We start from the raw sequence: 16,914 nt of genomic DNA, 5'->3' as shown, positions 1-16,914 counted from the left end.
CCCGTCCGCGCGTCTCGCGCCCGTATCCGTACAGGGGATCCCGCCATGCAGTCGACCGTGATGTCGCACGCCACCGATCGAGCAGCCGACCCGGCATCTCGTCCGATCCGCGTCGTCTCGATCCCGGCCGCGCACCCCTACGTCGGCCGCATCACCGCCTCGCCCGACATCGACGTGCTGAGCGATCCACCGGTCGATGGAGCGCCATCGGGCGTCTGGTGGCCGCCCGCCGCCCTCGATCCGGACTGGATCCACGACCACGCGGTCGATGCCGACGTGCTGCACATCCACTTCGGTACGGAGTCGTTCCCACCCGGACACGTGACCTCGTGCATCGAGGCAGCGCACCAGGTCGGCTGGTCGGTCGTTTACACGGTGCATGACCTTGAACACCCGCAGCTCGACAACCAGGCCGCCTACGACCGGCAGCTCGACGAGCTCGTCCGTGGAGCAGACGCCCTGATCACCCTGACCCCTGGCGCCGCCGCCGGCATCCGGGAACGTTGGGGCCGCGACGCCGTCGTCATCCCGCACCCGTCGCTCCTGTCGGACGACGTCACGGTTCCGCTCGTGTTGCCGTCGGCGGAGACGCGGGTCGGCGTCCACCTGAAGGATCTGCGTCCAAATGTCGACGCGGTCGGTGCCGTCACCACCCTCATCGACGCGGTCGAACGCCTCCGCCGCCGTGGAGGGGACATCGTCGCGGAGGTGCGGATGCACCACACGGTCCGGGATCCGGAAGCACGCGAGGCCGTCCGACGGCTCGTCGGCAGCTCGGAAGCGGCGCTGCTCATCGAGCACGAGCGGCTGGACGACCTCGGACTCGCCATCGCACTCAGCCGCCTGGACGTCTGTCTCCTCCCCTACCGGTACGGCACGCACTCGGGTTGGCTCGAACTCTGCTGGGATCTCGGCGTGTCCGTCGCCATCCCGTCTGGCGTCGGGGCCTACCTCGATCAGCATCCCGACGACACCGTCTCCGCCTACGACCTCGGGGACGGAGCATCACTCGAGCGTGCAATCGGCGCGCTGCTCGACGCGGACGGCACGACCAGTGCCGGCTCCTCCGACCGGATCGCGGCCGTCGCCGAGCGCGGCGCCCGGCGCGTCGTCGACGACGCCGCCGGTGCGGCAGCGCACGCCGAGCTGTACCGCCGAGTCATCGCCGAGCGCGCCTCGTGACGGCCGGTCCACGACTGCGCGTCGTCGTCATCGCCCCGCTGCGCTTCCCCATCCGTCGCCCGCACGCCGGCGGGCTCGAATCCGCCGTGTGGTCGGAGGTCACTGCTCTCCGTGAACGAGGCCACGAGGTGACGTTCATCGGCGTCCGCGGGTCCGACTTCGTCGAGCGCGGCAGCGTCTTCGAACTGCCGGAATTGCGGTGGCCGCGCTGGTCCTCCCCCGACGACGAGCGGTATCCCCCGGGCCACATGACCCGATCCGTCCCGGCACTGCGTCGCGCGCTCGAAGCGATCGCCGCTCGGCCGGGGCGCTACGACGTCGTGTCGAACCACTGCCTGGACGCGCTCCCGGTGGAACTGGCACCTGATCTGGGCGTCCCCATGATCACCACCCTGCACACCCCGGTCGACGAGGCCGTCGCCGCAGCAGCGAACCGGGCCGGTTCCGACGGCAGCCGGTTCCTGGCGGTGAGCGAGTTCACGAAACGCACCTGGGCGACGGCCGGTGTCGAGTCGGAGGTGCTCCTGAACGGCATCGATCCGGATGCCTGGCGAGCCGGCCGAGGCGGTGACGACCTCGTGTGGTTCGGACGGGTCGTCGCGGAGAAGGCTCCGCACCTCGCGGTCGACGTCGCCCGCCGACTGGGGCGACGGCTCGTCATCGCCGGTCGCGTGGGTGATCCGGTGTACGCCGAGCGCGTGCTGTCGCCGCTGCTGGGACGCGACGTCCGACATGTGGGGCCGCTCGATCCGACGCGGCTCGCCACGCTCGTGGGACGGAGCGCGGCAGCGGTCTCGACGCCGGCCTGGGCAGAGCCGTTCGGTCTCGTCGCACCGGAAGCGCTGATGACCGGGACTCCGGTGGTCAGCTTCGCCGTCGGCGGTGTGCCCGAGATCGCCCAGGCGAGCGTCGGGATGCAGGTCGTCGCACCAGGAGACCTGGCGGCCATGGCGGACCGCGTGGACGGGTTGATCCGGCAGTCGGAGCTGGACCGGGGGTTCCGCGCCTCGATCCGGGCGTCCGCCCTCGCCCGGTTCTCGCTCGACGCCAGGGTGGGCCGGCTCGAGGAGCACTTCGCTGCACTCCTCGGCGACTCGCCCGTGCTCGGTTCCGGTCGCGTCGACGAGTTCAGCTCGTGAGGCCCCGCATCGGTTGGTACGTGCACCACCACGGACGGGGGCACGTGACGCGCCTGCTCGCCGTCGCTCCGCACCTCGACGCCGACATCGTCTGCTTCAGCTCGTTCGCCGCGCCGGTGGGACTCCCCTCGAACTGTTCCTGGGTGGTGCTCGACCGGGACGACGACGTGCCGGACGGCGCTTCTCCCCCGGGCGACTGCGATCCGACCGCGGAGGGGCTGCTGCACTGGGCCCCACTCGGCCATGCCGGTCACCGTGCTCGTCTTGCGACCATCGCCGTCGCCCTCGCGCAGCAGCGGATCGACGCGATGGTGGTGGACGTCTCCGTCGAGGTGGTGCTCCTTGCACGCCTGCTCGGCGTCCCCACCGTCGTCATGGCACAGCCGGGCCACCGTGACGACGAACCGCATTCGCTCGCTTTCCGTGCGGCGTCGACGATCATCGCCCCATGGCCTCAGGGTGTGCTGGAGCTGGAGCACCTGCGTCCCGTGCAGGACAAGGTGGTCCACACCGGCGGCATCAGTCGCTTCGAGGGTCGCGAGCGGACTGCCGCGGAAGCCGGGCGCAGCGGGGTGCTCCTCCTCGCCGGGGCCGGCGGCTCCTCGGTGTCGCAGGAAGCCGTGGAGGAGGCCGCCCACGCCAGCGGTCGCGACTGGACCTCGCTCGGCGCCGGTGCCGGGTCCGTCTGGACCGACGACCCGTGGGACGCGCTCTGCCGGGCGGAGGTGGTGGTGTCGTGGGCCGGTCAGAACGCGATCGCCGATCTCGCGGCGGCCGGCGTCACGGCGGTCGTGGTCCCACAGGAGCGCCCGTTCGACGAGCAGGTGTCCACCGCCCGCGCACTCGAAGCCAATGAGCTGGCGGTCGTGCGGTCGACCTGGCCCGACGCCGCGGACTGGACGGGCATCCTCGACCGGGCCTCGGAGTTCCAACCCGACTGGTCTCGTTGGCAGGTTGCGGGCGCCGCCCGACGAGCAGCGGAGGCGATCGAGGCGGTCGCGGTCGGCGATCCCGCAGGGGCGGACGGTGAGGACGTCTGTCGTGACCCTGTGCTCGCGCCCCCGACTCGGACACCTCGAACGGCAGCTCGAGGCCGTCGGGGCGTCCATACCGACCTCGGGCGACGCGGTGGAGCGACTTGTCGTGTGGATCGGCGACGACGCACCCCCGACCCTCGACGCGGAGCTGACGGTCCACCTTCCACCGGGGTCCGACGGACTCCGTCTCGCGGCAGGCCGGAACGCCGGTGCAGCGCTCGCCATCGACCGCGGTGCCGACCTCATCGTGTTCCTCGACGCGGACTGCGTCCCCGGGCCGGCCCTGCTCGACCGATACCGTGAGGCGTCCGATCGCCACCCGGGGCAGTGCTCTGCGGCCCGGTGACCTACCTGCAGCCCGGCGTGGACGTCTCCGACCGACGCGCGTTGGCGGCGGCGACGGCACCGCATGCCGCGAGACCGAACCCGGACGACGGCTCGGAGCGCGTCGCCTCCGAGGACGAGTACCCGCTGTTCTGGTCGTTGTCCTTCGCGACGAGTGCGTCGACCTGGTCCCGGAGCGGAGGATTCGACGAGGGGTACGAAGGTTACGGCGGAGAGGACACCGACTTCGCGTTCGCCCTGAGCGCGGCGCGGACACCCCTCGTGTGGGTCGGAGGCGCGCACGCCTACCACCAGCACCACGAGACGCAGCGCCCGCCCTGGCAGCACTTCGACGACATCCTCCGGAACGGCGCGCGGTTCGCCGACCGGTGGGGAACCTGGCCGATGACCGGTTGGCTGGAGGCGTTCGCTCAGGCTGGTGCAGTCCGACGGATCGGCGACGACTGGGTCCGGGTTCAGCCGACCGGCCCGAGCAGTCCGTCGACTGCGGACACCAGCGCCGCGGCGACAGGCTCCGGCGCGTAACGGTCGACGGATGCACGTGCGGTCGCGGCCCGCGTCAGGGCGTCCGACGGCGCGTCCAGCACCTCTCGTAGTGCTCCCGCGAGGGCTCCGTGGTCTCCCGGCGGCACCATGAGGCAGTCGACGCCGTCCGTGCAGAAGTCGTCGTACCCGCTCCCGGTGGTCACGACCAGCGGGGTCCCGATCGTCTTCACCTCGAGCGCGACGTTGCCGAACCCCTCCCAGCGCGAGGGGCACATGACCACCGTCGCAGCTCCGACGGCCCGATAGAGCTCCGCTCCCACCACATGCCCGAGCCACACGACCCGGTCCCGTACCGACTCGGGCAGGATGGACAGCAGCGCCGTCAGGTCCGGTTCGAACCGCCGGTCACCGCTGGAACCGGCGAGGACGAGTCGGGCATCGGGCTTCTGCCGGACGAGCAACGCGAACGCCTGAAACGCCTCCACGACACCCTTCCGCCGCTCGAGCCGGCCGAGGAAGAGCACGACCGGTTCCGCCCTGGTCGGCCACTGAGCCGGCAGCCCGGCGGTCGACGCGGCAACGCGGACGGCGTCGACGTCGATGCAGTTGCGCACGACGGCGGCCGGCGGCAGGGCGTCGAGCAGGTCCTTCGTGCGTGCGAGCATCGCGGTCGAGATCGCGACGAGCGCAGCAGACCGTCGGATCTGTCGGGTCTCGAGCGCGTCCTGGACGATCACCGCGATGCGCCCTGCGACCGGCAGGTCACCGAGGCGGAGTCCCGAGACGAGGTTGGAGAGACGAATACTCGTGGCGAGATTCGTCACGAGGGGAGCCGAACGCGGCAGCGCTGATCCGAGCGCGCTCCATTCGGGCAGGAAGATCCGATCGTACGAACCGCGTCGGAACACCCGGCGGACGGTTCGGGCGCCGAGGAGCATCCTGAGGACGCGTGGTGATCGACTGCCGTGCCGTACGGCGTCGATGAGACGGACGCCGTCGATGTCCGCGCCGACGGGCAGCTCGTCGTCCGAGCACACGACGAGGTCGACCTCGACTCCCGAGCGGACGAGGGCGGGAAGGAGCGCGGCGTAGTGCCGTCCGATCCCGCCCGTGTAGCTCGTGAGCCCCGCATACTCGGTCGCGGCAACGAGCCAGCGCTGCCGTCGTGGACCATGCGGGACGTCACTCACCGGTATCGCCTCGGCACCGTCCACCAGGAACCGAACTCCGCGTTGTACCGCTCCGGGTCGAACGGACTCTCGCCACCGGCGGGGTAGCTCGTCAGCTCACCGAACACGATGCGGTCGCCGAGGTCGTACAGGTCCACGCGGACGAAGTCGGTGTCGGCGGCCAGGCGCTCGGCCAGGTCGATCATCTCGTCGAGCCGTTCGGGCGCCGACGGTTCCGGGTCGGCCCACGCCGGTCCGCCGCTGAGTGGCAGGTGCCGCCAATCCGGCAGGAAGAAGTCCTGGGTCCGGCGTCCGAACCTGCCGGAGTCGAGCTGGATGTACCGGCAGCGCCCATGGAAGACGAAGAACTTGAGGTCGTCGGGGATCCCGCCATCCGGTCCCTCCAGCAGCTCCTCGACGATGATCCTGCGCGGGACCCGTCCGTACACCCACTCGCGGTTCGGTCCCTGACCGTACAACTGGGACACCCAGCCGTTCGCGAGTTCGACGAGTCGATCACGATCCACCGTCTCCGGTCGGACATGCCGGTACTCCCAGCTCCCCGCGTCGGTCGGCAGACGGGCGTCGGGGCTGGCGGAGGACGAGACGACGATCGCCGCCCCGCTGCCGTGAGTCGGCTTGACGACGTAGGACCCGGGAGCTCCAGGTCCCGCAACTCATGCGGATCGTCGAGGATCCCGTACACGCGCGGGAGGACGTGCCAGCCGATGCGCGAAGCGACGAGCTCCCGTACGGCGGCCTTGTCCGCGAAGGTGACGATCAGCGGACGACGGTCGCGGAGCATCTTGTACCGGACCTTCTCCCGGAACGTCACCGGCCGGCGCGTCCGCCAGAGCCGGACGGCGCGCACCAGCCGGCTCCGCTCCCGCCAGGGCACCGTCCGCGGTGCGCTCGTCGCATCCGGCACGATGGCGCGCAGGCGGCGGCTGCGATGGAACCATCTGACGGCGGGCAGGTCCTCCGGCCAGTGCACACGCAGGGTCGTCCAGCCCCGACGCATCCGGAGGACGAGCGAACCGGCATCGGTGAACGGGCGCATCGAGATCCCCATCCCGAGCGACCGGTCGTAGCGCACGCGTCGGTGGAGACCCAGGTGTGTCGACACGTCCAGATCGTCGTGCAGTTCCGCATCCTCGCGGTGCACCGTCTCGGCGATCTGCTCCCACGTCTCGCGTCGGATCGCACAGTTGGACCCGAAGATCGGGACCTGGGCGAGGGCGGCCCCGACGAAGAGCCGGTACGCCCCGAGGTAGAGGCCGGCGAGCGGTGCTCGGAGCGGGCGGGGACCGTCGATGAAGACGGCGGGGCCGGTGAGTGCCTCAAGTTCCGGGTCCGTCGCGAACGCCTCGGTGATCCGGGTCAACCAGTCCGGCGGCGGCACGCAGTCCGCGTCGAGTCTCGCGACGATCGTCGCCGTCGCATGGTCGAAGCCTGCTGCGTTCGCCGCGGGGATGCCGGGCATCGGCTCATCGATGAGGACCGCGCCGTACCGCTCGGCGATGGCCGCGACCTCGGCGCGATCGCGGCTGCCGTTGTCGACGACGATGATCGATGCGGGTCCGGTGTGCTGCGCGCGCAGTGAGCGCAGACAGCGGCGCAGAAGCGCCGCATCGTCCTTCACCGGAACGACCACGTCCACGGTCATGGGCGGGTGGACCGCGGTCTCGAGCGTCTCGATCGTCATGCGTCCCGCCCGTCCGCCAGCAGCTGTGCCTCCGCGAACACGCGCGGGTGGGCGAGGATCCGGAAGTGGCCGCCCGTGTCGAGTTCCACGTTCTTGGCACCGTCGAGTCGGCTGCCGCCCGGGATGTGCGGATCGAAGCGCCCGTACACGGAGACGATCCTCGGGTTGACGGTCGCCTCCCGGGAGAGCGCAAGGATCGTCGGGTCGTCGGGGGTGAAGATGCGCAGGCTCGGGAGGATCATGAGCCTCGCATACCGCGATCCGGCGAACGGCGCCGCGACGGCGAGCATCCCGGAGATCCGGGCTCCCCCGCCGCCGAGCGACATGACGTACTTGCCGACGAGCCCGCCCTTGCTGTGCGCGAGGAGGACGACGTCGCCGAGCCCGTTCGCCTCGAGGTAGTCGGCGACGAGTCGTGCCGCCACCGGGACCGAGCGGTCGTTGCGTCCGAGCGGGTCGATCACGTGTACCGGGTGCCCGTCGTCGTGGAGTCGGCGGATGAGCGGCTCGAGGAACCGCCAGGTCTCGTAGACGCCCGGAAGGACGACGATCGGCGACCGGTCGCCGGACAGGAAATCGTGCGGGTCGGTGCGGCTGACGAAGGCCCGGACCTGCCAGACGAGTGCGTAGGCGTAGTCGCGCGCCCACCATCCGAGTGTCCGCAACGCTGAACGGATCATCGGCGATCACCCTTCGCGCAGCTCAACCGTCTCCCCGCAGGACCTCGGGGCGTCGCTCTGTTCCCATGTCCTCACCGTAACCGGACCGCCCTGCCCCACCCTGGACCTTGACAGCGGCCGGACGGGGCCCGAGCCGATCATGACCGTCGACGCTCGGCGTGGCTCACCACGGGTGCGGTGCGCTGATAATCTGGCAGCTGCGGTGGCCTCGGGGTGTTCGTGTGCCCGGACGATCGAGGAGTGCAGTGGGAGAGATCGACGGAGAGTTCGGCCGCGTCCGGGACGCGCTGGAGCGTCCTGCGATCCGGCTGTTGAGCCGACCGACCGCGCCCGCGGTGGTCGCGATCTTCCGAACCACGTTCGGCCGCGACGTCCAGTTCGTCGCAGCGGACCGCTTCCATCTGCAGGTCGAGGAGTACCTCGGCGAACTCGCGGCTCGCGGTGCCCGGATCCCGGCCGGCGGCGACGAACGCGGTGGCGGCCGGTCCCTCTGCCGGGAGTGGGTGCACGACCAGTGGCTCGTCCGGACGAGCACCGACGACGGTGAGGAACAGTACTCGCTCACCTCGCACGCGCTCGAAGCGGTCTCGCTCGTCGACGGCCTCGCGCACGACCGCGCCCTCATCAGTGAGTCGCGCCTGACCATGATCCTCGACTCCGTGCGTCGATGGGCGCTGCAGGCCGACCCCGACCGCGACGAGCATCTGCGTCGCATCGACGCCCAGCTCGCCGAGCTCCAGGCGGAACGCGAACGGGTCGCGGCTGGCGGCACCGTCGTCGCGGCGAGCGACGACCGGATGCAGGACGGCTACGCGAACATCGCCGACCTCATCCGGCAGCTCCCGAGCGACTTCCGCCGAGTCGAGGAGTCCGTCATCGCGATGCACCGGCGGATCGTCGAGGACTTCCGGAACGACACCCGTCCGATCGGCGAGATCCTCGACGACTACCTGCGGCGCACCGACGAGCTCATGACGGCGACGGCCGAGGGTCGGGCCTTCGAGGGCGCTTTCGAACTCCTCCGCAACGACGATCTGCTGCAGGACCTCAAGCGCGACCTCTCCACGATCCTCGACCACCCCTTCTCGGCCAGGCTCGGGCCCGCTGAGCTCCGTGGCTTCCGGGGTGCCGTCGGCATCATCCGACAGGGGATCGACGACGTCCTCGCGCAGCGTCGGCGGCTCACCGCGACGCTCCGCGACCACATCGTGCACCACGACGTCGTGCAGGACCGCGAGCTCGACACGACCCTGCGGGCACTAAACCAGCGCCTCGGCATCTGGATGCGGACCGCAGGACCACGCGCCACCGTCGACCTGCCGCTGCTTCCCGAGACCATCGACATCGAACACCTGCGCGAGCGGTTCTACGATCCGGACGTCGAGGTCGCACCGCCGCCGATCGCGACGTCCGTCGAACGCACCGACGGCGCGGCGATGTCGCTCGACACCCTCCGGTCGCAGGGCGGACCGCTCCTCGACGAGCTCCGGGCCGGACTCCTCGATGCGGTGACCTCCGGTGCCGAGGACGCCCATGCGGCGTTCTCCGGGCTCGATCCGGAACTCCGACGACCGGTGGAGCTCTTCGGCCTCGTCCACCTCATGACCCAGCTGGGCACGTACGACGAGCAGGCACCACGCCGTCGCTACGAGACGGTCCGTCCTGATGGGACGACCACCGCGTTCGAACTCCCGGCCTTCCCGCTCGGCGAGGCTGGTGTCGCAGCGCTGACGCGAGCCACGACGACCACGACCACTGCTCCGGCCGACCAGGCCGGGCACGGAACGGAATGACATGACCTCCGAGACTGATCCCACCGTGACGGCGACCGACCCGATGTCGGACGACCTGACGACGGACGGACTCGACGCCTTCGCACCCGCCGAGGCGCCGGTCGCCGGCCCGGATGACGACTCGTTCGCCCTCTTCGAGGGGACGAGGGACGCCTCGACGCGGCCCAACGTCGTGCGCTCGTCGCCCTGCTGAAGCACCGCTACGTCAGCCCAGCGCTCCAGCCAACCGAGTGGCGGACGGTCCTCGAGTCCGAGTCGCTGCTGCGATCCCGCCTCAACGAACTGTTCCTGGAGCTCGAGGTGGACCGCTCGGCCGAGGTCGCCTTCAAGCGTCAGGCGGGCTCGGAGAGCGGGCGGCGTCCCTTCCCGACCCTGCTGCACGACACCAGCTACAGCCGCGAGGAGACGATCCTGCTCGTCTACCTGCGCACGCGTCTCCGGACCGAGCTGGCCAACGGCGCACGAGCCGCGATCGTCGAACACGACGAGCTGCTCGGTTTCGTCGCGAGCTTCCGGCCCGAGCACGCGACCGACCGCGCCCGCGACGACGGCCGCGTCGAGCGCGCGATCGACAAGCTGCTGACCGCGCGGGTCCTGCTGCGGACCAAGGACGCCCGCCGCCACCGGATCGCGTCGGTGGTGGAGACGCTCCTCCCCCTCGAGCGCCTCCAGGAACTCCTGGAGTGGCTCGAAACGCAGACCACAGCGGTCGATCCGGCCTCCGAGCAGCCGCGACCCGATGCCGACGCGGACGGCGAGCCCGACGGCACCGCAGCCGAGTCGCAGGACTCCCCCGACGACCAGACCCAGCCACCAGCAGCAGAGGACGACCGATGAGCCGCTCCACGGACACCGACACCCTGCTGGACCTCGTCGAGCAGTGGCGCATCGAACGGATGCAGGTCATCAACTGGGGTGGGTTCGACGGGTACCGGTCGGTCGACTTCGCCTCCCGCGCGACGCTCATCTCCGGTGCCTCCGGCACCGGGAAGAGCTCGCTCATGGACGCGTACCTCGCGGTCATGATGCCGTCGGACGTGCCGTTCAACGGGGCCTCCAACGACGCAGCGGTCGGACGGGCGCGGAATCCCGACCAGCGCAACCTGCTGACGTATCTTCGCGGCAAAGTCGACTCGGCACGGGACCCGCAGACCGGGGCGATGCGCGACATCAACCTGCGCGGCACGGATCAGCTCACCTGGGGTGCCGTGGCGGTGACGTTCCTCAACGACGACGACCGTCGCTTCACCGTCGTACGCGCCTACCTCGTCCCCCGACGTGCGCTGCGCACCGGTGACCTGTCGATGACGATGGCGACCGTCGACGGGCCGTTCGAGCTCACGGACCTCGAGGCGTTCGTGCCCAAGCGGTTCGACGCCGGCGAGCTCCAGGGTCGCATCCCCGGATTCGTCGTCCGCGACACCTACGCGGAGCTGTCCTACACCCTGCACACCCGTCTCGGCATCGGTGCCGGTGGCGACGGTGGTCGGGCGATGCGGCTGCTGGCCCGGATCCAGGCGGGCCAGCACCTGCCGACGGTCGACGGCCTGTACAAGTCGATGGTGCTGGAGCGTCCGAGCACGTACGACGCGGCCGACCGGGCGCTGTCGCACTTCGAGGCGCTCGATGAGGCCTACCTCGCGATGGAGACCGAGAGCCGCAAGGCCCGGGTGCTCGAGCGGCTCGGTGAGCTGCGTCGCGACTACGAGGACGGGCACCGGGCGGCGGCCGACCTCGAGCGCCTCGGCTTCACCGAGGACGGCACGACACCGTTCACCGTCTGGCGCAGTCGCGCCCACGAGGCACTGCTCGATGAGGCGGTCTCCCGGAACCGGCGGGAGAAGCTCGAGGCCGGGGCCACGTTGGAGGCGGCACGGGCACGGGCTGCTGCGGCGGGTGTCCGCGTCCGTGAACTCGAGCGTCAGGTGTCGGAGCAGGGCGGGAGCGCGCTGCGGCGCGCCGAGGAACGGCGTGAGGCCGCGGAGGCGACGCACGCCGAGGTGGCACGAGCCAGGTCGCTGTTCGACGAGCGCACCGAGGTCCTCGACGATCCGATCGAGGACGAAGCATCGTTCCGGCGTGCGCTCGGCCGCAGCGAGGACTTCCTCGCCGACGAGGACAGCGCGCTCGACGCCATCGAGACCGATCGCGCCCAGCTGCATCGCGAAGCGTTCCCCCTCGAGGAACGCAACACCGAGCTCCGCCGTGAGCTGCAATCGCTTCGCGGCCGTGACGGCGCGGTCCCCGATCGACTCCACCGGGCGAGGCTCGCCCTCGCCGAGGCGGCCGGACTCGATCCCGAACAGCTGCCGTTCGTGGCCGAACTCATCGACGTCGCTCCCGCCTATGCCGCCTGGCGTCCCGCGATCGAGGTCACCCTGCACGGTCTCGCGAGGACCGTCCTCGTCGACGAGGAACACCTCGACGCGTTCGGCCGTGCAATCGACGCGGTCCGGATCCCGGTCCGCCTGCAGTTCGAGGGTGTCCCGCTGCATGAGCCGTCCTCCCCCGACGCAGGTGACCCCGCGTTCATCTCCGGCCGTGTCACATACCGCACCTCGCCGTTCAGTACGTGGATCGAGCAGCGCGTGACCTCGGACCGGATCGACGCGCGGTGCGTGGAGTCTCCGTCGGAGCTCTCGGGTGGCGGTCGCCGCGTGACCGTGAACGGCCAGCTGCGTGACGGCCGCCGCGGCTCCCATGGCGACACGGGCGGTGCACCGATCCTCGGCTTCACCAATGAGGCGCGGATCGCGTCGATCGAGGCGGAGACGGCCGAGATCCGCGGGCGCCTCGAAGTCATCGCCGGTCGACAGGCCGGCATCCAGCAGCGGTTGTCGCGTCGTGAGGCCGAGCGGGCCGCCCACCGGTATCGTCTCGACACCGAGTGGGCCAGGATCGACGTCGCCGGTGCTGCTGCGCATCGTGACGCAGCCGCGGCCGAGCTGGAGCGTCTGCTCGACGCCAGTGACGTCCTGCAGGAGCTCCAGGGCTCGGTGGCGGCAGCCCAACGTGAACTCGACGCCGCGAACGCCGAGCGGTTCCCGGCCGAAGACCGTGTCAGACGCCTCGACGAGGAGCACGGGGTCCTCGTCGATCAGCAGGACGCCGCGACGACGGTCATCGACCGCTTCGAGCGCTCCGAGGTGGAGGAGGTCTCCCCCGCCGACGTCGAGCGGATCGAAGCCGCTCTCGCAGCGGTGGGCGGCGTGCCGTCACTCAGCGGGTTCGGCGATGCGATGAAGCGGCTCCGCGCCCGGCTCGGTGACGAGTTGTCGTCGGCCGTCCGCCAGGCGGAGCAGGCCGCGCTCGCACAGGTGCACGTGTTCGAGCAGTACCAGTCGATCTGGCACGACCCCAACCTCGGCACGACGCTCGAGTCCTATGGCGACTACCGGGCGATCCTCGACGGCATCCTCGGCACCGGTCTCCCCGAGCGCCGTCAGGAGTGGCGCCGCCGGCTGTCCCAGTGGAGCGGCGAGGACCTCGTGCCCCTCAGCAGCGCGTTCGACAGCGCCGTCGAGGAGATCGAGGACCGCCTGGTCCCGGTCAACGACATCCTGCGCGACCTGCCGTTCGGGCCGGCGCACGATCGTCTGAAGATCGTCCTCCGCCGGGTGCATCGCGAGGAGGCCTCCGCCTTCCGGCGCGAGCTGCGCGCCCTGTCGAGCGAGGTCACCGCGAAGCTCGGCGACGACGAGTTGGAGGCCCGCTTCCAGCGGCTCCGCCGGTTCATGGAGTCGATGCGCGACACGGGTGCCGGGTCCCAGTCGACCCGCGACCAGGTACTCGACGTGCGCCGCCACGTCGAGATCACCGCCGTGCGGTACGACACGTCTGGTCAGGACGTCAGCGTCTACTCCTCGCTCGGCGACAAGAGCGGTGGCGAGACCCAGGAGCTCGTCGCGTTCATCGTCGGCGCCGCTCTGCGCTACCAGCTCGGTGACGAGGACCGCCCGCGTCCGAGGTTCGCGCCGGTCCTGCTCGACGAGGGCTTCATCAAGGCGGACTCGGAGTTCGCCGGCCGCGCGGTGGTCGCCTGGCTGCGGCTCGGCTTCCAGCTCGTGATCGGGGCGCCGCTCGACAAGGTGACGGCACTCGAGCCCTACATGGACCGGCTCCTGTCGATCCGGAAGGATCCGGAGACCCGACACGCCTGGGTCGCCGAGATCGAGCGGTCGGCTCCGGTCGAGCCGCTCGAACGCGTCGGATAGGCAGGAGACCCGCCGACCCGCCACCATGCGCGGTGATCGATCCCCCCCCGTCGCGTCGCTGAGCTAGGTTGCTGGGATGAGCGAGTACAGCGGTGATGGAGCTTCCGGTCAGCCTGTTCGCGCGACGGGGCAGGCTGAGGCACGACCGTCGCGCCCGTCGGGTGCGCGCCCGACCGCGGTGCTCCTCGACTTCCACAACACCTTGGCGGTCGTCCGGTCGGTGGACGAGTGGATCGACGAAGCGAGCGACCTGCTCGCGGGTGGGCCCGCACCGGGGGCGATCCCACGTGAGCGGATCCGAAACGTGTGGGTTGAGGCCAGACGGCTGTTCCCGGCTCTGGACTGGGACCTCGACCCCGCCGCGCATCGGGACGCCTTCGTCTCGACCCTGAGCCATGACGACGCGATACCGATCGATTTCGCCGAAGCGCTGTACGCGGTGATGCCGAACCAATGGGTGTTGAACGCAGGCGCATCCGACTTCATCGCCCGAGCATCCGCAGCGGGGACGCGTCTCGGGATCGTCTCGAACATCGCGCTGGACATCCGCCCGGCGCTCGAACGATGGGGCATCGCCACTGCATTCGACGCCGTGATCCTGTCCTACGAGGCCGGCTCTGTGAAACCCGATCCGCGGATCTTCCGACTGGCAGCGGACGCGCTCGGCGTCGATCCGACGGACTGCCTCATGATCGGCGACTCAGCGCACGACGATGTCGGCGGTGCCGCCTTGGGAATGCCGTGCCTGATCGTGCCCCCGGACGGGACGTGGCGAGCGTTCGCGCTCGCGAGCCCGTCGTGAACGATCCAGCCGAGCGCTGACACTGACGCGCTGCTGGGGCTACTTCGACTTCGGTAGCGCGCACACCGCTGCGAGAACGCAGAGGAGTGCGATGACCGGCATCCCGATCGTCAGCGCTGTGGCGAGCCCTGCGCTGGTCGCGACGACGCCGATTGCGACAGCACCGACAGCTTGAGCAATGTAGACCGTCAAATACATGGTCGACAGCGCACCTGCCCGCTGTTTCTCCGGTGCTGCTGCCGAGACGAGTGAGAATCCTGCAGAGAACATCAGCCCGTATCCGAATCCGCTCACCACGCTGGCCAGGAGGAAGATCGCGAACGAGTGGTGCGCAGCTGCCGGGAGCAGGAGGACGGACCCGACAGCGGCCGCCGCGCCACCGATCAGACTCGCCGTTCGAACCCGCATCCGGTTCGCGACGAATGCGGCCGGAACACCTGCAAGAGGCCAACTCGCCAGCGCCAGACTCGTGATGAACGCGTTCTGTGAGCCGACGAGTTCTTTCGCGATCTGGGCCCCGAGCGCCAGGAAGACACCGCCCATCACGAACGCGCTGAGCACGGTTCCAGTGCCGATGACGAAGGATCGTCTACCCGCCACGGGGACATGGGGCCGCGTGGGCCGCCACGGTGCATGGACCGTCTCGCGTTCGGGCAGGAACCAGAGCAGCACCAGCGTCACGATGACGACGACGAGCAGTAGCGCAAAGGGCGCCCGCGCCGGGGCTGCACTGAATTGCACGAGTGCGCCACCCGCCATGATCGCCACCGTGGCACCGATCGATGTCGCGGCGGTGTTGACCGCACTCGCTCTGGCGGGACGCGCGGACACGTTGAAGTCGGTCAGGGCCGCGGCGGCCGCGCTCAGTCCGATACCCACACCGATGCCCTGTGCAGCACGGCCGACGAACAGCCACGGTAGCGCTCCCGCGATGAGGAACACGAGCGTGCCGAGGGCTACGACGCTCATACCGCCCAGGAGGACACTTCGTCGTCCAAGCGCATCGGAGAGGGTGCCGCCGACCGTGAGAGCCGAGACGAGCGCAAGCGGGTATGTGGCGAAGAGTGCGGTCGTCAGCGCGGGGGTAGCGCCCCACTCGTCGACGTAGATCGGATAGACCATCGCGGGTGACCCACTCGCCCACAAGGAGAGGCCGAGGACCGCCGCGACCACGATGAACGCTGTCCGGCTCGACAGACGGACCGGTTCTCGTGACGACATGCAGCCAGCTTGCTGGGTGACAGGGGTTTCTCCTAGGACTTCTGCCGAACAAGGATCCTGCACGAGCTCGGATCTCGTCCTCGAGCCGACCACCGGTCAATATCCACCCGTCTGGTGAGACAGCACTGCGGCGATCGTCCTGGCACCTCGTCATCACCGGTGTCGCCTTGACATCCCTCAGAATCGAACATATGTTCGAATCATGCCCGATCGCCCCGCTGCCCCGCCGATCCGCATCGGCGAGGCCGAATGGATCGTGATGCGAGAGGTACCCGACCGGCCGGCCGGCCTCGTGAAGTACTTCGCGCCGAGCGGCGCACCGGCCTACTTCCGCTGCGTCACCTGGGCTCCGCGTTCAGAGGACCGCCGACTGATCGGTCGGTTCGCGACGCTCGCCGAGGCGGAGCGTGCCGTGCCGGGTGGACGCCGGTCCGCTGCACCGGCCACCCCAAGCTCCGCGGACGCCTGGGAGCACGGGCAGGTGCCGTGGGACGCAGCGCCGCGACGGAGCGACCGGTACGCCTGAGCGGCGGGTCACAAGGTCGGTCAGCGCCACCCGTACCGTGAACGGAGCCCAGTGGCGACTCGGGCGAAGCGATCACGCGGGACCTGAGCCGCCTCCCGCCGCATCCCGTCGGGGTGCACGCGGAAGACGCGGTCGAGGTTCGCCCAACTCGGACGGCCGGCACTGTCCCATCCGCCGGTGCCGAGCGGCACGAACTCACCGTCTTGCGAATGATCCTTGCTCGTCAGCTGCACCGCCAGCACCCAGCCTCCGGTCGAGCGCGCCACGATGAGCACCGGACGGTCCTTGCCACGCCCGTCGCGCTCCTCGTACGGCACCCAGGTCCAGACGATCTCGCCAGGATCGGGATCGCCGTCGACGGCCGGGGCGTAGTCGATGGACACGGTGCCCACCGCCCGCGGATCGACCTCGACCGTCGCCGTCCGTCCTGAGCGTCCGGGTGAAGCGGCGGTGGTGGTCGGTGGCGTCGCGAGGCCGGCGGTGCGCACCGCACTGGAAGCGGCGCGGGTGGAGGGGCCCAGGAGTGCGTTCGCGACGCGGCGGATGATCGAGGTGAAGGTTGACACGCCGTCACCCTATCGTCCGCGGCTCCCACCGCAGGGAACGCCGAACGGG

General features: G+C 70.3%; 14 protein-coding genes and 2 pseudogenes. 10 read left to right on the top strand and 6 right to left on the bottom strand.

Going from position 1 to position 16,914, the window contains the following annotated elements; translation table 11 throughout:
- Positions 1–45 precede the first annotated feature (45 nt).
- From FGL15_RS18985 to FGL15_RS20615, 4 genes are read left to right on the top strand one after another with little or no spacing between them, the layout of a single operon-like run.
- Positions 46–1,182 carry a glycosyltransferase gene (locus tag FGL15_RS18985; RefSeq protein WP_138947052.1) on the top strand — a complete coding sequence of 379 codons (1,137 nt, stop codon included), beginning with the start codon at positions 46–48 and terminating at the stop codon, positions 1,180–1,182.
- Positions 1,179–2,321 carry a glycosyltransferase gene (locus FGL15_RS18980; protein ID WP_138947051.1) on the top strand — a complete coding sequence of 381 codons (1,143 nt, stop codon included), beginning with the start codon at positions 1,179–1,181 and terminating at the stop codon, positions 2,319–2,321. Before FGL15_RS18985 ends, FGL15_RS18980 begins: the two co-directional genes overlap by 4 nt.
- A complete protein-coding gene (locus tag FGL15_RS18975; RefSeq protein ID WP_240773641.1) occupies positions 2,318–3,661 on the top strand; it encodes a glycosyltransferase in 1,344 nt (447 codons plus the stop codon). The genes FGL15_RS18980 and FGL15_RS18975 overlap by 4 nt, the downstream gene beginning before the upstream one ends.
- A 39-nt stretch (positions 3,662–3,700) precedes the next feature.
- The gene (locus tag FGL15_RS20615) at positions 3,701–4,228 is read left to right on the top strand and encodes a glycosyltransferase family 2 protein (protein ID WP_205858653.1); all 528 of its coding nucleotides are present in this window, start codon (positions 3,701–3,703) and stop codon (positions 4,226–4,228) included.
- Here the strand turns inward: FGL15_RS20615 and FGL15_RS18965 are convergent.
- The 4 genes and pseudogenes from FGL15_RS18965 to FGL15_RS18950 form a co-directional block, all read right to left on the bottom strand.
- Complete coding sequence (locus FGL15_RS18965; RefSeq protein ID WP_138947050.1) at positions 4,159–5,379, bottom strand: glycosyltransferase family 4 protein; 1,221 nt, start codon at positions 5,377–5,379, stop codon at positions 4,159–4,161. The genes FGL15_RS20615 and FGL15_RS18965 overlap by 70 nt on opposite strands.
- Positions 5,376–6,002, bottom strand: a pseudogene (locus tag FGL15_RS21150) (ATP-grasp fold amidoligase family protein); the annotation flags it as partial. The gene FGL15_RS18965 and the pseudogene FGL15_RS21150, both read right to left, overlap by 4 nt.
- 530 nt (positions 6,003–6,532) lie before the next feature.
- A pseudogene (locus FGL15_RS21610) lies at positions 6,533–7,024 on the bottom strand (glycosyltransferase family 2 protein); the annotation flags it as partial.
- Between the two features lie 35 nt (positions 7,025–7,059).
- Positions 7,060–7,743 (bottom strand): triacylglycerol lipase, encoded by a 684-nt coding sequence (locus FGL15_RS18950; RefSeq protein WP_138947049.1) that lies wholly within the window; start codon positions 7,741–7,743, stop codon positions 7,060–7,062.
- Between the two features lie 245 nt (positions 7,744–7,988).
- Between FGL15_RS18950 and FGL15_RS18945 the strand changes: the two genes are divergently transcribed.
- The 5 genes from FGL15_RS18945 to FGL15_RS18925 all read left to right on the top strand — a co-directional run bounded on the left by FGL15_RS18945 (position 7,989) and on the right by FGL15_RS18925 (position 14,552).
- Positions 7,989–9,536 carry a DUF3375 domain-containing protein gene (locus FGL15_RS18945; RefSeq protein ID WP_168223443.1) on the top strand — a complete coding sequence of 516 codons (1,548 nt, stop codon included), beginning with the start codon at positions 7,989–7,991 and terminating at the stop codon, positions 9,534–9,536.
- Between the two features lies 1 nt (position 9,537).
- Positions 9,538–9,729 carry a hypothetical protein gene (locus FGL15_RS18940; RefSeq protein ID WP_138947047.1) on the top strand — a complete coding sequence of 64 codons (192 nt, stop codon included), beginning with the start codon at positions 9,538–9,540 and terminating at the stop codon, positions 9,727–9,729.
- On the top strand, positions 9,723–10,373 hold the full coding sequence (locus tag FGL15_RS18935; RefSeq protein ID WP_138947046.1) for a DUF4194 domain-containing protein: 651 nt from the start codon (positions 9,723–9,725) through the stop codon (positions 10,371–10,373). The genes FGL15_RS18940 and FGL15_RS18935 overlap by 7 nt, the downstream gene beginning before the upstream one ends.
- Positions 10,370–13,750, top strand: a complete 3,381-nt coding sequence (locus tag FGL15_RS18930; RefSeq protein ID WP_138947045.1) for an ATP-binding protein — start codon at positions 10,370–10,372, stop codon at positions 13,748–13,750. The genes FGL15_RS18935 and FGL15_RS18930 overlap by 4 nt, the downstream gene beginning before the upstream one ends.
- Before the next feature lie 76 nt (positions 13,751–13,826).
- Positions 13,827–14,552, top strand: a complete 726-nt coding sequence (locus FGL15_RS18925) for an HAD family hydrolase (protein ID WP_138947044.1) — start codon at positions 13,827–13,829, stop codon at positions 14,550–14,552.
- 39 nt (positions 14,553–14,591) lie between these two features.
- On the opposite strand, the gene FGL15_RS18920 is transcribed toward FGL15_RS18925, so the two are convergent.
- The gene (locus FGL15_RS18920) at positions 14,592–15,773 is read right to left on the bottom strand and encodes an MFS transporter (RefSeq protein ID WP_138947043.1); all 1,182 of its coding nucleotides are present in this window, start codon (positions 15,771–15,773) and stop codon (positions 14,592–14,594) included.
- A 202-nt stretch (positions 15,774–15,975) separates the two neighbouring features.
- Between FGL15_RS18920 and FGL15_RS18915 the strand changes: the two genes are divergently transcribed.
- Complete coding sequence (locus tag FGL15_RS18915; protein ID WP_138947042.1) at positions 15,976–16,299, top strand: hypothetical protein; 324 nt, start codon at positions 15,976–15,978, stop codon at positions 16,297–16,299.
- Positions 16,300–16,319: 20 nt separating this feature from the next.
- Here the strand turns inward: FGL15_RS18915 and FGL15_RS18910 are convergent, their stop codons facing one another.
- Positions 16,320–16,865 (bottom strand): type II toxin-antitoxin system PemK/MazF family toxin, encoded by a 546-nt coding sequence (locus FGL15_RS18910; protein ID WP_240773637.1) that lies wholly within the window; start codon positions 16,863–16,865, stop codon positions 16,320–16,322.
- Positions 16,866–16,914 lie beyond the last annotated feature (49 nt).

The organism is Plantibacter sp. M259, from assembly GCF_006065115.1.
Classification (GTDB): Bacteria; Actinomycetota; Actinomycetes; order Actinomycetales; family Microbacteriaceae; genus Plantibacter; species Plantibacter auratus.
This window is presented reverse-complemented; position numbering and strand designations above follow the sequence as displayed.

Coding starts and splice junctions, on each gene's coding strand:
- FGL15_RS18985 (WP_138947052.1), top strand. CDS start 46: ATGCAGTCGACCGTGATGTCGCACGCCACCGATCGAGCAGCCGACCCG.
- FGL15_RS18950 (WP_138947049.1), bottom strand. CDS start 7,743: ATGATCCGTTCAGCGTTGCGGACACTCGGATGGTGGGCGCGCGACTAC.
- FGL15_RS18940 (WP_138947047.1), top strand. CDS start 9,538: ATGACCTCCGAGACTGATCCCACCGTGACGGCGACCGACCCGATGTCG.
- FGL15_RS18930 (WP_138947045.1), top strand. CDS start 10,370: ATGAGCCGCTCCACGGACACCGACACCCTGCTGGACCTCGTCGAGCAG.
- FGL15_RS18925 (WP_138947044.1), top strand. CDS start 13,827: ATGAGCGAGTACAGCGGTGATGGAGCTTCCGGTCAGCCTGTTCGCGCG.
- FGL15_RS18920 (WP_138947043.1), bottom strand. CDS start 15,773: ATGTCGTCACGAGAACCGGTCCGTCTGTCGAGCCGGACAGCGTTCATC.
- FGL15_RS18915 (WP_138947042.1), top strand. CDS start 15,976: ATGCCCGATCGCCCCGCTGCCCCGCCGATCCGCATCGGCGAGGCCGAA.